At 57.9% G+C, this 15,928-nt stretch carries 17 protein-coding genes and 1 tRNA gene; 3 read left to right on the top strand and 15 right to left on the bottom strand.

Annotated elements, in window-relative coordinates; genetic code table 11:
• Positions 1-31: 31 nt before the first annotated feature.
• The 7 genes from ACR0AG_RS18750 to ACR0AG_RS18720 form a co-directional block, all read right to left on the bottom strand.
• Positions 32-376, bottom strand: coding sequence for a DUF427 domain-containing protein (locus ACR0AG_RS18750; RefSeq protein WP_480841760.1), 345 nt, complete (start codon positions 374-376; stop codon positions 32-34).
• 63 nt (positions 377-439) lie between these two features.
• Positions 440-2,230, bottom strand: coding sequence for an aminopeptidase P family protein (locus ACR0AG_RS18745; protein WP_480841758.1), 1,791 nt, complete (start codon positions 2,228-2,230; stop codon positions 440-442).
• 63 nt (positions 2,231-2,293) lie between these two features.
• Positions 2,294-3,460, bottom strand: coding sequence for an alpha/beta hydrolase (locus ACR0AG_RS18740; protein ID WP_480841756.1), 1,167 nt, complete (start codon positions 3,458-3,460; stop codon positions 2,294-2,296).
• A gap of 295 nt (positions 3,461-3,755) precedes the next feature.
• Positions 3,756-5,633 (bottom strand): cobaltochelatase subunit CobT, encoded by a 1,878-nt coding sequence (cobT, locus tag ACR0AG_RS18735; protein WP_480841754.1) that lies wholly within the window; start codon positions 5,631-5,633, stop codon positions 3,756-3,758.
• Positions 5,630-6,016 carry a hypothetical protein gene (locus tag ACR0AG_RS18730; RefSeq protein WP_480841752.1) on the bottom strand — a complete coding sequence of 129 codons (387 nt, stop codon included), beginning with the start codon at positions 6,014-6,016 and terminating at the stop codon, positions 5,630-5,632. The genes cobT and ACR0AG_RS18730 overlap by 4 nt, the downstream gene beginning before the upstream one ends.
• Positions 6,016-7,002 (bottom strand): cobaltochelatase subunit CobS, encoded by a 987-nt coding sequence (gene cobS / locus ACR0AG_RS18725; protein ID WP_170575904.1) that lies wholly within the window; start codon positions 7,000-7,002, stop codon positions 6,016-6,018. Before cobS ends, ACR0AG_RS18730 begins: the two co-directional genes overlap by 1 nt.
• 265 nt (positions 7,003-7,267) lie before the next feature.
• Positions 7,268-8,191: a LysR substrate-binding domain-containing protein gene (locus ACR0AG_RS18720; protein ID WP_480841750.1), complete on the bottom strand. Its 924-nt coding sequence runs from the start codon at positions 8,189-8,191 to the stop codon at positions 7,268-7,270.
• 107 nt (positions 8,192-8,298) lie between these two features.
• Between ACR0AG_RS18720 and ACR0AG_RS18715 the strand changes: the two genes are divergently transcribed.
• Positions 8,299-8,574 carry a hypothetical protein gene (locus ACR0AG_RS18715; RefSeq protein WP_480841747.1) on the top strand — a complete coding sequence of 92 codons (276 nt, stop codon included), beginning with the start codon at positions 8,299-8,301 and terminating at the stop codon, positions 8,572-8,574.
• A 214-nt stretch (positions 8,575-8,788) separates the two neighbouring features.
• Here ACR0AG_RS18715 and ACR0AG_RS18710 read toward each other — a convergent pair whose 3' ends face one another.
• Positions 8,789-9,415 (bottom strand): J domain-containing protein, encoded by a 627-nt coding sequence (locus ACR0AG_RS18710; RefSeq protein WP_480841745.1) that lies wholly within the window; start codon positions 9,413-9,415, stop codon positions 8,789-8,791.
• Between the two features lie 107 nt (positions 9,416-9,522).
• Here ACR0AG_RS18710 and ACR0AG_RS18705 point away from each other — a divergent pair, with 107 nt between their 5' ends.
• On the top strand, positions 9,523-9,777 hold the full coding sequence (locus tag ACR0AG_RS18705; RefSeq protein WP_480841743.1) for a BolA family protein: 255 nt from the start codon (positions 9,523-9,525) through the stop codon (positions 9,775-9,777).
• Here ACR0AG_RS18705 and ACR0AG_RS18700 read toward each other — a convergent pair.
• The 5 genes from ACR0AG_RS18700 to ACR0AG_RS18680 form a co-directional block, all read right to left on the bottom strand.
• The gene (locus tag ACR0AG_RS18700) at positions 9,747-10,298 is read right to left on the bottom strand and encodes an N-acetyltransferase family protein (protein ID WP_480841741.1); all 552 of its coding nucleotides are present in this window, start codon (positions 10,296-10,298) and stop codon (positions 9,747-9,749) included. The genes ACR0AG_RS18705 and ACR0AG_RS18700 overlap by 31 nt on opposite strands.
• Complete coding sequence (locus tag ACR0AG_RS18695; RefSeq protein WP_480841739.1) at positions 10,295-10,846, bottom strand: helix-turn-helix domain-containing protein; 552 nt, start codon at positions 10,844-10,846, stop codon at positions 10,295-10,297. The genes ACR0AG_RS18700 and ACR0AG_RS18695 overlap by 4 nt, the downstream gene beginning before the upstream one ends.
• Before the next feature lie 110 nt (positions 10,847-10,956).
• Positions 10,957-11,973, bottom strand: a complete 1,017-nt coding sequence (locus ACR0AG_RS18690) for a Fe(3+) ABC transporter substrate-binding protein (protein WP_480841737.1) — start codon at positions 11,971-11,973, stop codon at positions 10,957-10,959.
• A gap of 202 nt (positions 11,974-12,175) precedes the next feature.
• Complete coding sequence (gene ykgO, locus ACR0AG_RS18685; RefSeq protein ID WP_005648635.1) at positions 12,176-12,301, bottom strand: type B 50S ribosomal protein L36; 126 nt, start codon at positions 12,299-12,301, stop codon at positions 12,176-12,178.
• Positions 12,302-12,393: 92 nt separating this feature from the next.
• Positions 12,394-12,468, bottom strand: a tRNA-Val gene (locus ACR0AG_RS18680).
• 148 nt (positions 12,469-12,616) lie between these two features.
• Here ACR0AG_RS18680 and ACR0AG_RS18675 point away from each other — a divergent pair.
• Positions 12,617-13,477, top strand: coding sequence for an N-formylglutamate amidohydrolase (locus ACR0AG_RS18675; protein ID WP_480841734.1), 861 nt, complete (start codon positions 12,617-12,619; stop codon positions 13,475-13,477).
• Positions 13,478-13,482: 5 nt separating this feature from the next.
• On the opposite strand, the gene ACR0AG_RS18670 is transcribed toward ACR0AG_RS18675, so the two are convergent.
• Together ACR0AG_RS18670 and pyrF are read right to left on the bottom strand one after the other, a co-directional pair.
• A complete protein-coding gene (locus ACR0AG_RS18670; RefSeq protein ID WP_480841732.1) occupies positions 13,483-14,736 on the bottom strand; it encodes a DNA polymerase IV in 1,254 nt (417 codons plus the stop codon).
• Positions 14,737-15,088: 352 nt separating this feature from the next.
• Complete coding sequence (gene pyrF, locus ACR0AG_RS18665) at positions 15,089-15,793, bottom strand: orotidine-5'-phosphate decarboxylase (RefSeq protein WP_480841730.1); 705 nt, start codon at positions 15,791-15,793, stop codon at positions 15,089-15,091.
• Positions 15,794-15,928 lie beyond the last annotated feature (135 nt).

Here is a 15,928-nt window from a genome sequence, read left to right as displayed (position 1 = left end):
GCGTAGTCTTCGGATCACCCGCAACGCGCCTTTATAGCTGTTCGACTTTGACCGATTCCAGCGGGTAAAACGCCAGATACCCCTGGATTTGCGCGTATTCCGCGCTTGGGGCTTCATAGCTCCAGGCTGCATTTTCCGTCACCGAGGATTTGTTGACGATCGAGAAATGCGTGGCATCCCCCTTGGAAGAGCATGTGGTAATCTTGTCGGTCTGATCCAGAAACGCCATCGCGATATCGGCACGGGGAAAATAGATCACCGGGTCATGATCGCCGTCAGAAACTTCCAGCGCATTCATGGTTTCGCCCAGAATTGCACCGCCCGAACGGACGCTCCACTTGCCCGGCGCCGGGCGGATCGTGATTTTATCAGTCATTACCATCTCTTCTTTCGTCAATCGGGGGCCTTTCCTCTGCCCGGTGTTTGTAACAATCGGGTGTCAGATCGGCGCCGTTGCGGCATCCAACCACAGTTGCGCCTGTTCGCCCACCCTTGGGCGGATTTTTTCGGAAACATCACGGTGATAGGCGTTCAGCCAATTGCGCTCGTCACCGCTCAGCATATCGACAAGGATCAAACGACGATCGATTGGCACATAGGTCAAAGTGCGCCAGCACAGCATCGCCCGTTCCGCATCGCCGCCGTCCAGCGCCGGTGCGTCCTGAACCACAACCAGGTTTTCGATCCGGATACCAAACGCACCTTCGCGGTAATAGCCGGGCTCGTTTGACAGGATCATGCCCGGATGCAGCGGGACATGGCTGACCCTGGACAAGCGCTGAGGGCCCTCATGCACGCTGAGATAAGCGCCCACGCCATGTCCCACCCCGTGATTGAAATCCTGACCGGCCAACCAAAGTGGGGTCCGCGCGACGCATTCGATGTCACGCCCGGCAAGGCCCACGGGCCAGCGCAGCATCGACAGCGCGATCATGCCCTTGAGTACGCGGGTGAAACAGGCTTTTTCTTCGTCGCCCACTTCACCAATGGCGATGGTTCGGGTGATATCGGTCGTACCGTCCAGATATTGCCCGCCGCTGTCCAGAACCAGCAGATGCCCGTTTTCTAGCGTGCTGTCGGTTTCGTTGGTGACGCGGTAATGCATGATGGCGCCGTTCGGCCCTGTTCCGGCAATCGTGTCGAACGAGATGTCCTGCAACGCATTGTCCTTGCGGCGGCTTTGCTCAAGCCGCGTGACGACCTGCGTTTCCGTGAGCGTGCCGGGTGCCTGGTTGTCCAACCAATACAGCAGCTCGACCACAGCGGCACCATCACGCAGATGCGCCTCGGCTGACCCGGCAATCTCGGCTGCGTTCTTACAGGCTTTGGGCAGCGCACAGGGATCCTCACCCTGAATCAACCGCTCACCCAAGGCGTCTGCAACGATCTGCGGCAGAGTTCCTGCGTCGCCCTGAACATCGCCGGTCAAACCGGCAACGGCATCCAGAAACGCTTCGGGCTCGTGCCGAGACACCTGCGCCCCTAGATGCTCTGCCACATCTTTCAGTTTCTCGGATGCCATGAAAAGGTCCACGCGCCCTTCGGCGTGCAAGATGGCGAACCCATGGGCGACGGGGTTATAGGCAACGTCCGAACCGCGAATGTTCAACAGCCACATAATTGAATCCGGCAAGGTGATCACCGCTGCCGAATGACCTGCCTGACGCAAATCGCGCGCCAGACGTTCTATTTTGCTTTCGGATGTTTCACCCGCGAATTCAACGGGGTGCTCTTTTACAGGGCTCATCGGCGGTGCAGGTTGATCCAGCCAAATGCGATCCACAAGGTTATCGCATTGCACCAGTTCAACGCCACTGCCTGCCAATGCGTTCTGCGTCGTGGCGATCTGGCCGACCGAATGCAGCCAGGGGTCAAAGCCAACTTTCCCCCCTTCGGGCAGTTGTTCTTTCAACCATGACGCAAGATCGACATCGGGCCACGGTACCGGCGTGAAATCCTCTGCCACCTGATCCTTGACCTGCGTGCGATACCGCCCGTCAATAAACACGCCCGCAATATCCGCAAGCGCCGCACAAAACCCGGCGGACCCGGTAAAACCGGTCAGCCAAGCCAACCGCTCATCCCGAGGCGCCACATATTCCCCCTGATGCGCGTCGGCGCGCGGGATGAGGTACCCATCCAGCCCTTCACGCGTCAGTTCCGCCCGTAACGCGGCCAACCGAGGTGGGCCTTGCTCTGGTCGTGCGGTAACTTCAAAAGACTGGAACATAGCGGCCTCTTAATATGCGTAACGCGCTGAAACCTGAGGCCTGAAGAGGCAAATGTCCAGCGATCAGGTTCCGGCTTCCAAAAAGGTCTGTATCGCTTGAAGATAGACAGCATATGCATCGTTTCCCGGCAACGGGATTTGATTGGCCGTTTCAAGTACCATCAGCGACGCATTAGGAATACCTGCGGCAAGTTTGCGAGCCTCTGACAAAGGGTGAACCGCTGTGTTTCGCCCATGCATAACCAGAGTTGGACACATGATCTTGGGCAACAGATGCAACGCCGAAGTGCAATTGCCGATATCGCGGTATTTCAGCTTTTGTTCCTGAGAATAGAGCGATTGCATCTCGTTGACCATTTGGCGGACATCTTCCAAGGGACCATCCGGAAAGTAACTGAGGGTCGAACTCATAGCGTATCCGCTGCCCGGTACCTGCCATCCTTCGGCGATCAAATTGCGTATGGAATCGGGTTGGGTGGCATCGGCCCGATGATCACGCCCTTCGGCCCATCCGCCGACGATGACCAGTTTGCTCACCCGATCAGGATGTTCGGCCGCAAAATGCAGGGCAGGGAAGGTTCCGCCAAACTCGCTGATTATTGCAAAACGATCAAAATTTGCCGCGTCGGTGACGGTCAGGATTTCGGAAACCCTCAGATCGTAGACCGCCTGATGATTATCGTTCGAAGTGGCATCGTGATCTTTGTTGTATCGCAGCAGTCGAAAACGTTCTGACATATCCGAAAGCCGCTTACGTTCGGATGCCAATCGCCATTCGGCCTCCAGATCGTGAATGACTGAACCGATGCGCAGAACGGGCAGACCCTCGCCGGACAATGTGTAGGGAATAATGCGCCCGCTTTGGCCCCGGGCATATCGCAATTGCTGGGTTTGGGTGTTCTCGCAGTGGGTCGTGACGGCATCGTGGTGAACCTCTGCGGCCATCTGCAACCCGCGCCGCACGATGGTGCGAATAATCCGCTGCGCCTTGCCATCATCGCCCACTGCCTTGCGGGCCGCCGCAACCCGGGCGCTTATGGTCGAGTCCGAGACAAAACGGCCATTCCACACCCGCTCGATAATCTCGTCCCGGGTCACCAGTCGACCTGGGCTTTCTGCCAGCAGTTCAAGCAGATCAAAGACCTGCGGCTCCACAGGCACTGCCTGCCCCTCGCGCAACAGCTCGTGGCGGTCAATGTCCAGTATGCAATCTGCAAACTCATAGCGCATGGGCCGAATACACTCCGTTTCGATGGGGGCCACAAGGTTCAATAGCGTTCCCAAAGGTTTCTCGGGGGTTTCTCAGGATTGTCTTCAAGCGAATTGGCCGTGGGGCCGCCAAATTAAAGGAAACAACACCGGAGTTCCCTATGTTGCCACCTTTCGACATCGCCTTGCTGCACCACACAGCCATTCGGCATCGGTGCAGACCACGTCAGCCCCACACCGAAACAAGGTCAGGATCAGCAAGATGGGGCTGGTTGTCAGGAATGCTATCCCGCCCGGTGGTGCGACGTCAACGGGCCTAGCTGGCCCGTTTCATCCCCATCACGCGCGCACGGGCCCGGGGATCGCTGTCAAACAGGGCCGCCAGTTGCTCGGTCATTGCGCCCGCCAATTGTTCGACATCCGTGATTGTCACGGCGCGATCATAATACCGGGTCACATCGTGGCCGATCCCGATGGCCAGCAATTCGACCATCTTGCGCTTTTCGACCATCGCGATCACGTCGCGTAGATGTTTTTCAAGGTAGTTTGCCGGGTTCACGCTCAGCGTTGAATCATCAACCGGCGCACCGTCCGAGATCACCATCAGGATCTTGCGGGCCTCGCGCCGCGCCAGCATGCGGCGATGCGCCCATTCCAACGCCTCACCGTCGATGTTTTCCTTCAGCAGACCCTCTTTCATCATCAAGCCCAGGTTGGGCCGCGCACGCCGCCATGGCGCGTCGGCACCCTTGTAGATGATGTGGCGCAAATCGTTCAGACGACCAGGCTGTTGCGGGCGGCCATCATTCAGCCATGCCTCACGCGCTTGGCCGCCTTTCCAGGCGCGGGTGGTAAAGCCCAGAATCTCGACCTTCACATTGCACCGTTCCAGCGTTCGCGCCAGAACATCGGCACAAATCGCGGCGATCGAGATCGGACGACCGCGCATCGAACCGGAATTGTCCAAAAGCAGCGTGACGACAGTGTCGCGAAACTCGGTATCCTTTTCGACCTTAAAGCTCAGCGGTGTGGTCGGGTTCGCCACAACACGCGCCAGACGACCGGCATCCAGAATGCCTTCCTCGCGGTCGAACTCCCAGGACCGGTTCTGTTGTGCCTGCAGGCGACGCTGCAACTTGTTGGCCAGACGGCTCACCGCGCCTTTCAGTGGCTCCAACTGCTGATCCAGATAGGCACGCAGCCGTTCTAACTCCGCCGGCTCTGCCAGATCTTCGGCGGCGATCTCTTCATCATGGGTGTTCAGATAGACCTTGTAATCTGGATCAGCCTCGGATGCGGGCTGCGGGGCGGGCGGTTCCAGCGGTGCCTCGCCCTCGGGCATCTCAGCCTCTTCGCCCATCTCTTCCTCGGCCATCTCGTCCATCGAGACCTGCGCCTGAGATTGATCCTGCTGTTCTTCCTGCGTCTGTTCGGGATTGGCGTCAGCGTCCTGTTCGTCCTGATCATCCTGTCCGGTGCTGTCGGGATCGGGCTGCTCTTCGGCGTCTTCCTCGGCCTGATCTTCCTGCTCATCGTCCAGCTCGTCCGGGTCATCACCCAACTGATCGCCGTATCCTAGATCCTTGATCATCTGACGGGCGAACCGGGCAAATTCGGCCTGATCCGACAGGATTTCATCTAGATTCTCCAGCGTTCCGCCAGATTGCTCTTCGATAAATCCGCGCCACAGATTCATGACGTTTTCCGCCGCAGGCGGCAGATCGCGCCCGGTTGCCAGATGCCGGATCAGATAGCCTGCGGCAACGGACAAAGGCGCATCCGCAGGCTGCTTGCACTGGTCATAGCCACGCCGGATTGCCTCGTTCCCGATCTTGACGTCAATGTTCGACGCGGTGCCCGGCATATCCCGTGCGCCCATCGCCTCGCATCGCGCGGTTTCCATCGCTTCATAGAGATCACGCGCCATATCGCCCGGAGGCGCATAGCGCGCATGGGTCGCATCGTCATGATACTTGCGCTGCAAGGCCAGAGCATCCGCCGTCCCCCGCGCCAGCAGAACCTCTTCGCGGGTCATCCGACGCGAAACCTGCGGTAACCGCATCGACTCGCCCGACATGCCCGAGGGATCAACCGTATAGGTGACGTTCAACTCGGGATCATCCGCCATGACCTTGGTGGCCTCGGCCAAAGCTTTCTTGAACGGATCGGCGGGGTTGTCGTTGGGTTTGCTCATTTCTGGTTCTGATCCCCAAACACGCAGTTCATATTCGTCATTTTAACCAGACCCAAGACATGGCTGCCATCGCAAGTTTGATCCAATGGCGGTCGTATCTTCAGCCAAGGATCGCCCTCGAGCATGACTAGGCTGTCTGCAAAGATAATAACAGAGATCTCATAATGCATATTCCGGTTTCGATCACCGTCAAGCGTTCGATATTCGATTCTGGCGGGAGGGCCGGCGTTGCAAACCGCGAATATACCAGCCTCGAGGGTACTTGTTGTATCAATGAACCCGATGTGCCCAGGTTTCACGCAAGGCCATTTCACATCCGCAAAAGCGGTTTGTGCTCCGCTCAAGATGAGGGTGAAAATTGCGATGCAAGCGCCGAAGCGCATCAGCCCAAGCTCACGCTCGCTGCGCTTTCCGGCAGTTCTTCGTCAAAGCAGCGCTGATAGAACTCGGCGACGGTCTGGCGTTCCAGCTCGTCACATTTGTTCAGGAAGGACAGGCGGAAGGCATAGCCGACGTCGCGGAAAATCTCGGCGTTTTGGGCCCAGTTGATCACAGTGCGCGGGCTCATCACGGTGCTGAGGTCGCCGTTCATGAATGCGGTCCGGGTCAGGTCGGCGACGGTGACCATCTGGCTGACGGTCTTGCGGCCCTCGGCCGTATTGTACAGAGGCGCCTTGGACAGAACGATCATCGTTTCGGCATCGTGGCTGAGGTAGTTCAGCGTCGAGACCAGAGACCACCGGTCCATCTGAGCCTGGTTGATCTGCTGCGTGCCGTGATACAGCCCGGTGGTGTCGCCCAGACCAACCGTATTCGCGGTCGCAAACAGGCGGAAGTTCGGGTTCGGTGTGATGATCTCGTTCTGGTCCAGCAGGGTCAGCTTGCCGTCATGTTCCAAAACGCGCTGGATCACAAACATCACATCCGCGCGGCCCGCGTCGTATTCGTCAAAAACGATGGCAACCGGGTTGCGCAGGGCCCAGGGCAGAATGCCTTCGTGGAATTCGGTCACCTGTTTGCCGTCACGCAGCTTGATCGCGTCCTTCCCGATCAGGTCGATCCGGCTGATATGGCTGTCGAGGTTCACGCGCACTGCGGGCCAGTTCAGGCGGGCGGCGACCTGCTCGATATGGGTCGATTTCCCGGTGCCGTGATAACCCTGGATCATGACACGCCGGTTATGGCTAAATCCTGCCAGGATGGCCAGCGTGGTTTCGGGGTCGAACTTGTAGGTCGGATCAATCACCGGCACGCGATCGCTGCGCTCGGCAAAGCCTTTCACGGCCATGTCACTATCAATGCCAAACACTTCACGAACCGAAATCTCTTCGGTTGGTTTTGCGTTTATGTCGATCGATCCGTCAGCCATATGCCTTGTCCTTATCCTGTGGCCCGCTCACCGGGTTTGAACCTCGTGTGTGGTGCAACATATTGCGGGCAAGAGCAAGGGGAAGAGACTTGTGCTGCCAGGTGGAAGAAGGATTCTTTGTAACTGGCCTTATTCGGGTGGGCTGGGTATCGGCGCAAGTGCCGTTTGGCGCAGTCGACGCAGTGGCCAGGCTTGCGGCGACTCCGCTTACATAACCGACATTGTCGACCATCGGTTGAACGACTGCTTTCTATTTGTACGGATATTATCCATGCAGGATCTGTTCAGCGGCAGACCGGTCCGCCTCCGCAATCTCCCAGGCCCATGACCGAAAGGCCTCGACCTTGGGGGAGTGCCATTTGTGACGCCCGGCGAGAAGACAGACGCCGCCGTCAGGCGATTTGCACACCATGTCCGGAAACGGGGCAACCAACGTTCCCGATTGCAATTCTTCGCGACACAGCACAAGGTCGGCCATCACAACTCCAACACCCATGACCGCCGCTTTGGTTGCGATGTCAATGTTGGGAAAATCCTGACCTTTAGCCGGGTCTACGCCTACGTCCGGGAAAGCACCGACCCATGTCCTCCAGTCGGAGTGACTTCTTGTTTCGTGCAGCAATTCACAGTCGGCAAGCGCCTCAGGAGATTTCAGCGACTTATTGCGACGATAGTCCGGCGTACAGGCCGGGGTGAGAATGATCGGAAAAAGTGTCTGCACCTCAAGATCATGCGAGCGGTTCGACAAGTTGGATATAGAGAAACCTATATCTGCATTGATTGGGTCGAAGCCGCCATCTGGGTAAAAATCCGTTGTCAGACTCACATTGAACTCTGGATGAGCTTCTCTGAAGCCTTCCAACTTTGGCAGCAACCACCTGATTGACGTCCCCGGCGGGCAAACGATGCGCAACTCGTTGGCATCCGCGGAAACTTCTTCCGCTGCGCGCCCGATCATGCCAAAAGCTTCCGAAATAGTGGGTAGAAACGCTGTGCCCGCTGGCGTCAACCGAACGCCCTGAGCCAGCCGCTCGAAAAGCTGGACGCCCAAATGGTCTTCCAACAGCTTGACGTGCCGACTGATCGCGCCTCGCGTCACATTGAGCTCTTCGCTTGCACCCACGAAACCACGGTAACGCGCTGCGGCTTCAAAGGCCCTGAGGGCGTTAAGTGGTGGTAGTCTTGTCATGTGACAGGCTCATTTTTTCTAATCCTTTGGATGCAAAAGCTTGGTTTGCTTGAAAGCCTCCACTCGCGGTATCTTTCAGTCAAGTCAGAAAACATGAGGAAATTTCTATGTTGGCAGGTCTGATGGAAAATGGTCCGTCGATCCGGAAAGTCGCGAATGGATTGACCGCGTGCAAAAAACTTATCCTAATCACAGAGGATATAGCGCCTGATGCGCAGCTAAAAAAGGAACTGGAGCGTCTTGCCCTGTGCGCCCCGCACATGCTGGCGGACATAGGGTTTGAGCGCGACCTTAAGGCGTGTTCCAGCGAAAAGACCGTTTGGCGTCGGGGCACACACTGCGTGATCATCTTCAACTCCAAACACGCCGCCGCCTTCGTTTGAAATCTAGCTCCAGCAAACGAACGGAACGTATCGCGCCAATACCGTCTCTAGGCTGGCATCAAGAACCAGACGTTCGGACCGAGTACAACATTGGTAAGTTGGGCTCAGAGCAGTCGTTTGCACTCGTGGCGCACTTTGTCTCTTATGGGGACCGCGATACACGGATCGCACCAATGGCTCCAGCTGTCTGTGACTAGATGTTGAGCCAGAAGCCCTATTTGAAACTCCGGCTGTCCTTGATCTGATCCCAGGCCCAGACGACTTCTTGCAGCTGTTCTTCCTGTGACCGGTCGCCGCCATTCATGTCGGGGTGCAGGACCTTAATCAGCTTCTTGTAAGCCTTGCGGATCTCGGCCTTGGTCCAGCTGTCATTGGCTTCGAGGATCTCGATCGCGCGCCGTTCGGTCGGGGGCAGGCGGCGGCCGCCAGTGCCTGCGGTGCGGCCTTTGTTCTGAGTGCCATTCGCGCCAAGCACCTGATGCGGGTCTTCGATGCCCAACCGTGCCCAGGCGCGGGCTTCGGGGTCGCCCATGGGTTTGGTCTCACGTTCCCAAACCTTGTCCTTGGAGCGCTGTGCGTTCAGCTCGGCCTCGGTCGTGCCGTCGAAGAAATTCCACTTTTGGTTATATTCGCGGACGTGCTGCTGGCAGAACCAATAGAAATCATCCAGCACGTCCGGCGCTTTGGGTGCGCGGAACTTGCCGGCTTCTTCACATCCGGGATGATCGCAAATGCGGGTTGAGGTCTCGGACGCGCCCGACATGCCCCGACGTCCGCGCGGTTTCTTTTTCTTTGCGCTGGAAACGGACATATCGAATCCGAATGGGTCTGATTTTTCCATGGGCCTGCTCCTGCGAACACGTCTTTTCGACTCGGAGGCAGCAGTTTAACGTAAGGACGACAGAGTAGAAGAGGGGAGCGGCAAAAATTTTGCCGTCGAGCGATAAAATGTCGGTAACCGAAGACATTCACACCCGACTGCAGGCGGCATTCAGCCCACGCGAGCTGGACGTGGTTGATGACAGCGAAAGCCACAGAGGCCATGCCGGGTTTCAGGAGGGCGGTGAGAGCCATTTCAACGTGCGCATCCGGTCACAGGCGTTTGAGGGCCAGTCCCGCGTTGCACGTCATCGTGCGGTGCACGCCGCGCTGGGCGATATTGTGCCGCGCATTCATGCGCTTGCGCTGGATATCGACGTATAGGTCGCTGTCAGGTCCTTGTACATGAAAGTCGTAGGCTCCAACCCTTCGTCGAACGGGTTGCGGCAGTAATTCGGTATTTCTCCGGCAATTTGGAACCCCATTTTCTGGTAGAGCAACAACGACGGCTCAGTGCTGCGCGTATCCAGAACCAACAGGGTTCTGTTCAACTCGGCAGCGCGGGTCTGCAACGCGTCCATCAATTGTTGCCCTATGCCCTGTCGTCGCGCGTCCCGGTGCACCAGCAGTTTGGATACGTCTGCCCGATGTTTTTGGTTGGGCATGTGGGCGGGAACAAGCTGCCCGGTGCCGACAATCCGCCCCGCGCGATAGGACGCAAACAAATGGATCGCGCCCGATTGCACGCCGGGGCGGATCTGAGTCTGCCAATAGGCGCGGGCTTGATCTATGGAGAACGGCAGGACAAACCCGATGCTGGCCCCGCCATGCACACAATTGTGCAAAACATCGCTCAGATCATCCAAACTTGCGTCAAATTCTGCGGTTGTAAGCTGTCGGATCATATCAACACCAGCAAATAGCGGGCCCCTCGCCTGGGACCGGTTTCGAATTGGGTGGGACCCGAGAGGTGGTAGCGCAGGCAATCCCCTCCGTTCAGGTGGTGGGCGGTTGCGTCGACGGTCAGCGTCAGAGTTCCATCCAACAGGATCAGGTGATGTTCCTGTCCCGGTTTGGGTGGCGTCTGATACGAGATCGTTGAATCGGGTGGCAAATGACATTCCAGCACTTCACCATTCAACCCCGGCGCGGCGGGCGAGACCGACCGGCGCGTGAACCCAGTATCGGGGTCGCGCCATTCCGGTTGGCGTTCAAAGGGCACGCGCGGGTCAAAGCTGTCTTCTGCCATCATCAAAAGGCGCGATACCGGCAAGCCGTAAGCGGCGCACAAGCGCCCAAGGTTTTCAGCTGATGGGCTGACCTCGGCTTTTTCCATGCGGGACAGGGTGGCACGGCTGATGCCGCAGTGTTCGGACAGCTGATCCAGCGACCAGCCTGCGGTTAGGCGCAACTCGTTCAGGTGTGTTGCAAGGCGGATCGAAAAGCTATCCATGAAGATCAAATATGAGAGGAAACATCATATTTGAGATAATATACAATAATTGAAAATAAAAAAGGGCGCAGATTAATCTGCGCCCTGAACTGCTCGGGTTTGGATTTGAATTATTTCCAGCCGACTTCGTTAAAGATCTTCTGTGCTTCGGGCAGGTTTTTGGCCACCTCAGACAGGTTGATGTCGTCCGCCTTGAACTCACCCAGTTCCTGGACCGAAGCCGCTACTTCAACGCTGGGAACCGCAGGAAATTCGTCATTCCCGGCTGAGAAGTACTTTTGCGCGCTGTCGCTTGCCAGATATTCGAGGAACAGAACCGCGTTGTCCTTGTTCGGCGCGTTGGCGGCCACACCGGCCCCAGACAGGTTCATATGTGCGCCATAGCCGTCCTGGTTGGGGAAAACCCAGCCGATAACGTCCCGCTCGGCGGATACGCCTTTGACGTCCTTACGGATCGCGCGGGCAAAGTAATAGGTGTTGGATACGGCGATATCGCATTCACCCGAAACGATGCCGCGCAGCTGGTCGGTGTCGCCGCCCTGCGGGTCGCGCGCCATGTTGTTGACGATGCCTTGTGCCCAGCCCTTGGCTGCGTCGGCACCTTCATGCGTGATGATCGAAGCCAGCAGCGTTTGGTTATACGTGTTGCTGGACGAGCGGATGCAAACCTTGCCTTCGTATTCGGGCTTGGCCAGATCCGCGTAGGTCGCGGGCGGGGTGTCGACTGTTTCTTTGTTGTAAAAGATGATGCGGCCCCGTTGCGAGAAGCCGAACCATTCGTTGTCTGCGTCCTGCAGGTTCGACGGAATACGCTCTTCCAGAACTGCGCTGTCGACGGATTGCAGGATGCCTGCGTTCTTGGCCCGTGCCAGGCGCGAGGTATCAACTGTCAGCAGGATATCAGCGGGTGAGTTCGCACCTTCGGCTTCCATGCGGGCAATCAATTCATCCGCCTTGCCTTCGATCCGGTTGATCTTGATCCCGGTGGCGTCTTCGAAATCCGAGTACAAACGCTCATCCGTGTCGTAGTGGCGCGACGAATAGAGGTTCAGCTCACCTTCGGCGACAGCCGAAGTGGCAACAATCGCGGTCAAAGCGGCAGCGATGGCGGTAGAAGTTTTCAGCATGGTATGTCCCAACTGTGGAAATGTGGCGGGTTATAACCCGACTGAAACAGTCAATTAAACGATTCTCAGAGGGAATCAAGTAAATCTGATGAATTTAGTTGGTCAAATAATCGCAGAGGCGTTTGTCGCAGGATCAAAAGGTCCAAGAATCAAAAAAGCCGCGCTCTGAGGCGCGGCTTTTTGAATAACTTGAGTGCTGTTCTTAGCCCTGACGAGCTTTGAACTTGCGCTGCGTCTTGTTGATCACGTAGACGCGGCCTTTGCGACGCACAACCCGGCAATCACGGTGCCGATTCTTGAGCGAGCGGAGCGAGTTCTTGACCTTCATGGTCTGTCTCCTATTTGCGGCGCCTTCATCAAGGACGTGGCCAGCGCCTGGGTTAGCGGGTGTCCCGGGTCAGACCCGAAACAGTGAAACGATGGTGGGCGGTACAAGGATCGAACTTGTGACCCCTTCGATGTCAACGAAGTGCTCTACCGCTGAGCTAACCGCCCACTTTCCCTTTGCGTGTTCTGCCCCATAACGAAATGGGGCGCGGAACCCCGCGCCGGTAGCGGGCTCTATAAAAGGAGTCGTTAGGGGGATCAAGGGGTTTGGAAGAACAAATTTCCAGTCTATGTTCAATGCGAACAAGGAGAGCCCATGCCCAACGCAGCGTATATTCTGGATATGCCGACCGAGCGCAACTCGTGTGTCATATTTTCCTCGCCGCATAGCGGTCGGGAATACCCTGCAAGCATGTTGAAACGGTCGGTTTTGAACCGCAACGTGATTCGATCTTCGGAAGATGCGTATGTAGATCAGCTGTTCGATGGGGCCTCGGCATATGGGGCGCCTTTGATCGCGGCGGCCATGCCACGCGCTTATCTGGACCTCAATCGCAGCGCGGACGAGCTTGATCCGGCTTTGGTGGCCGGTGCCCGGCGTGTTGGGCACAATCCCCGGGTCGCCTCGGGGCTTGGCGTCATTCCCCGTGTCGTGGCCAACGGGCGCGCGATCTACAATGGCAAGCTGACGATGGATGAGGCGCGGTTGCGCATCGACACCTATTGGCGGCCCTACCATGCGCGTCTCAAGTCACTGCTGCGCGAATCTTATGAATTGTTTGGGCAGGCGATACTGATCGATTGCCACTCGATGCCGCATGAAGCGGTCAGCATGGCGAACACGGCACGGGACAATAAGCCCGACATCGTACTGGGAGATCGCTTCGGCGCGTCGGCCTCGGGCGTGATCGTGGACCAGATCGAAGAGGCGTTCGTCAATGCCGGTCTGAACGTGGCCCGCAACACCCCGTTTGCCGGTGCCTATGTCACCCAGTCCTATGGCCGCCCGGCCCGCCATCAGCACGCCGTTCAGATCGAGATCGACCGCGCGCTTTACATGGACGAAGCGACTGTGCAGCCAAATGCAAACTTTCTGGCGTTCCGGGATTTGCTGCGTGGCGTCACAGCCCGCATCGCTGCTATCGGGTCCGAAACCTCGCGGTTGGCGGCGGAATAGAACGCCTAGCGCAGCGACCGGCCTTTCACGATGGCATCCGTTCCGAACCTGCGCCTTATCTCATCCGTTGCACGCTCTGCCTGCGACCTTTGCTGGCCGCCGGGGTCCAGCAGATCACCTGACGTGTCGGCCTGATCCTCGGGGCACAGGTCAGAGAGGCCACATCCAAGCAAGCGATAAGGGCCCTGATCACCAACCTGATCAAACAGCCCGCGTGCGGTTCGATAGATGCGGTCGGCGATCTGGGTGGCGTCGCGCAACGCAACCCGCCGTGTGATGATCTTGTGATTGGCTCTTTTCAGTTTGAGCGTCACAACGCGCCCCGCCAGACCTTTTGCCTTTGCGCGGTCCGCCACTTTTTCGGACATGCGCCAGATATGCCCGTCCAGAATGTCGGTGCTGGCAGTGTCCTCAAAGAACGTGGTTTCATTGCTGATCGATTTCATCGGCTCATGGGCCGATACGCGGCGTTTGTCCTGACCACGGGCCAGATGCCACAGGCGGTACCCCATCGATCCGAACCGCGCGGTCAGGGCCTCCTGCTCCCACCGCAGCAGGTCAGAGAATGTGCGGATCCCGGCGCGCTCCAGCGATTCCTGCGCGGCGGGTCCGATGCCCCAGATCAGGCGCACGGGTTGATTGTGCAGAAAATCCGCTGTTTCGGCGCGGCCGATCACGGAAAACCCGCGCGGCTTGTCCAGATCCGAGGCCACCTTGGCTAAAAATTTGTTGTGGCTCAGCCCGATCGATCCGGTCAGCCCCAACTCATCCTTCATTCGTTTGACAAGACGCGCCAGCATGACCGCTGGCGGTGCCCCATGCAGCCGCTGCGTGCCCGACAGATCCATGAACGCCTCGTCCAGTGACAGGGGTTCGACAGTTGGGGTCAGCTCGTCCATCATCGCACGGATTTCGCGGGACACCTCGACATAAGCTGACATACGGGGCTTGATCACCACGGCTTCGGGGCACAATTGCAACGCCTTGAACATCGGCATCGCGGATCGCACGCCACGGATGCGCGCAACATAGCAGGCGGTGGACACCACACCCCGTTTGCCCCCTCCGATGATCACCGGTTTGTCCGCCAGATCCGGGTTGTCGCGCTTTTCGACCGAGGCATAGAACGCGTCACAGTCCATATGCGCGATGGTCAGGTCAAAGAGTTCAGGATGCGATTTGACGCGCGGGCTGCCGCAGGATGGGCAGCGTTTATCATCATTCAGAGTTGTCAGGCAATCTCGGCAAAGACCGGGCATCCGGCATGTCCTGCTGTTGGCACGTGTTCTGCGCGCTTACTATACCACCTGAGCCTCCAGCGAAAAGAGAGCGTCCGGGTCGCCTGATCATTCTGAAAGAAGACCCCCCGCAATCAGGCGGGGGGAAGTAACGAACCGCAGGAAGAAACGGTTCGTTGGGGAGTATTTCACCCTCAGAATCGCTCAATTTGAGCGTTCCGCCTAGGACCTGCCGGCAATGGGGATAACTTGCATTTGCCCTGTGTGTTTTCGGGCACAGGGGCGATTTGGCGCACGAGCGGCAAAAATTGACGTTAGGTCAACTGCTTGAGCCGCGTTTCTGCATCAAATCCTTCGATTCCGGCGCGCAGATTTAGTGCCGTGTCAAATTTTTTAACTCATCAAGAACGGCTTCTGCAGCGGCTTTCGGATTGTCCGCCTGATAAATCGGGCGCCCGACGACGATATGATCCGCCCCGTCCCCGATCGCACTTGAAGGGGTCGCGACGCGTTTTTGATCCCCCAATGCTGCCCCGGTCGGGCGCACCCCCGGGGTGACGATCAGACGCCCCTGCGCCTGAGGCAGGGCGCGGATCAGCGCGGCCTCTTGCGGGCTGGCGATGACACCGTCTGCCCCGGCCTCAAGCGCGCGTGCAGCGCGTTCGACCACCAGGTCCTGCACATCCCCGGCTTTCAGCAGGCTGGCATCCAGGTCGTCGCGGTTCAGCGAGGTCAGGATCGTCACCGCGAGTATTTTCATGTCTTTGCCTGCAGCGCCTTCCTTGGCCGCGCGCACAACATGCGGGTCGCCATGCACCGTCAGAAAGTCCAAATCAAACTGTGCCAGCCCGCGCACGGCATTTTCCACTGTGTTGCCGATGTCGAACAGCTTCATGTCCAGAAAGATGCGTTTGCCGTGATCCTGTTTCAACTCGTTGGCCAGGGCGAGACCGCCGCCCGTCAGCATGCCCAATCCGATTTTGTAGAACGACACACTGTCCCCCAGACGGTCTGCCATGGCGAGGCCCTGCAAGGCGTTGGGGACATCGAGGGCTACGATCAGGCGGTCATCGGACATTGGGTGCTCCATTTTTCTGGCAAACGTCTGCGTCCTAACGGGTTCGGGCGGCTCTGTCTATCCGAACCACCGCGTGAATAGGGCGACGGGGGTCAAAACCGAATGTGCTATGCTGATGCCAGTAACTTAATCAAC

This window comes from Ruegeria sp. H6 (assembly GCF_056532975.1).
This window is presented reverse-complemented; position numbering and strand designations above follow the sequence as displayed.

What these genes read in the sequence shown, in the direction of transcription:
- ACR0AG_RS18690 (WP_480841737.1), bottom strand. Translation starts at nt 11,973, where the DNA reads ATGCTGAAAACTTCTACCGCCATCGCTGCCGCTTTGACCGCGATTGTT.
- ACR0AG_RS18695 (WP_480841739.1), bottom strand. Translation starts at nt 10,846, where the DNA reads ATGGATAGCTTTTCGATCCGCCTTGCAACACACCTGAACGAGTTGCGC.
- ACR0AG_RS18675 (WP_480841734.1), top strand. Translation starts at nt 12,617, where the DNA reads ATGCCCAACGCAGCGTATATTCTGGATATGCCGACCGAGCGCAACTCG.
- ACR0AG_RS18720 (WP_480841750.1), bottom strand. Translation starts at nt 8,191, where the DNA reads ATGACAAGACTACCACCACTTAACGCCCTCAGGGCCTTTGAAGCCGCA.
- ACR0AG_RS18750 (WP_480841760.1), bottom strand. Translation starts at nt 376, where the DNA reads ATGACTGATAAAATCACGATCCGCCCGGCGCCGGGCAAGTGGAGCGTC.
- ACR0AG_RS18730 (WP_480841752.1), bottom strand. Translation starts at nt 6,016, where the DNA reads ATGCGCTTCGGCGCTTGCATCGCAATTTTCACCCTCATCTTGAGCGGA.
- ACR0AG_RS18745 (WP_480841758.1), bottom strand. Translation starts at nt 2,230, where the DNA reads ATGTTCCAGTCTTTTGAAGTTACCGCACGACCAGAGCAAGGCCCACCT.
- pyrF (WP_480841730.1), bottom strand. Translation starts at nt 15,793, where the DNA reads ATGTCCGATGACCGCCTGATCGTAGCCCTCGATGTCCCCAACGCCTTG.
- cobS (WP_170575904.1), bottom strand. Translation starts at nt 7,002, where the DNA reads ATGGCTGACGGATCGATCGACATAAACGCAAAACCAACCGAAGAGATT.
- ACR0AG_RS18705 (WP_480841743.1), top strand. Translation starts at nt 9,523, where the DNA reads ATGTCGGTAACCGAAGACATTCACACCCGACTGCAGGCGGCATTCAGC.
- ykgO (WP_005648635.1), bottom strand. Translation starts at nt 12,301, where the DNA reads ATGAAGGTCAAGAACTCGCTCCGCTCGCTCAAGAATCGGCACCGTGAT.
- ACR0AG_RS18670 (WP_480841732.1), bottom strand. Translation starts at nt 14,736, where the DNA reads ATGCCCGGTCTTTGCCGAGATTGCCTGACAACTCTGAATGATGATAAA.
- cobT (WP_480841754.1), bottom strand. Translation starts at nt 5,633, where the DNA reads ATGAGCAAACCCAACGACAACCCCGCCGATCCGTTCAAGAAAGCTTTG.
- ACR0AG_RS18715 (WP_480841747.1), top strand. Translation starts at nt 8,299, where the DNA reads ATGTTGGCAGGTCTGATGGAAAATGGTCCGTCGATCCGGAAAGTCGCG.
- ACR0AG_RS18740 (WP_480841756.1), bottom strand. Translation starts at nt 3,460, where the DNA reads ATGCGCTATGAGTTTGCAGATTGCATACTGGACATTGACCGCCACGAG.
- ACR0AG_RS18710 (WP_480841745.1), bottom strand. Translation starts at nt 9,415, where the DNA reads ATGGAAAAATCAGACCCATTCGGATTCGATATGTCCGTTTCCAGCGCA.
- ACR0AG_RS18700 (WP_480841741.1), bottom strand. Translation starts at nt 10,298, where the DNA reads ATGATCCGACAGCTTACAACCGCAGAATTTGACGCAAGTTTGGATGAT.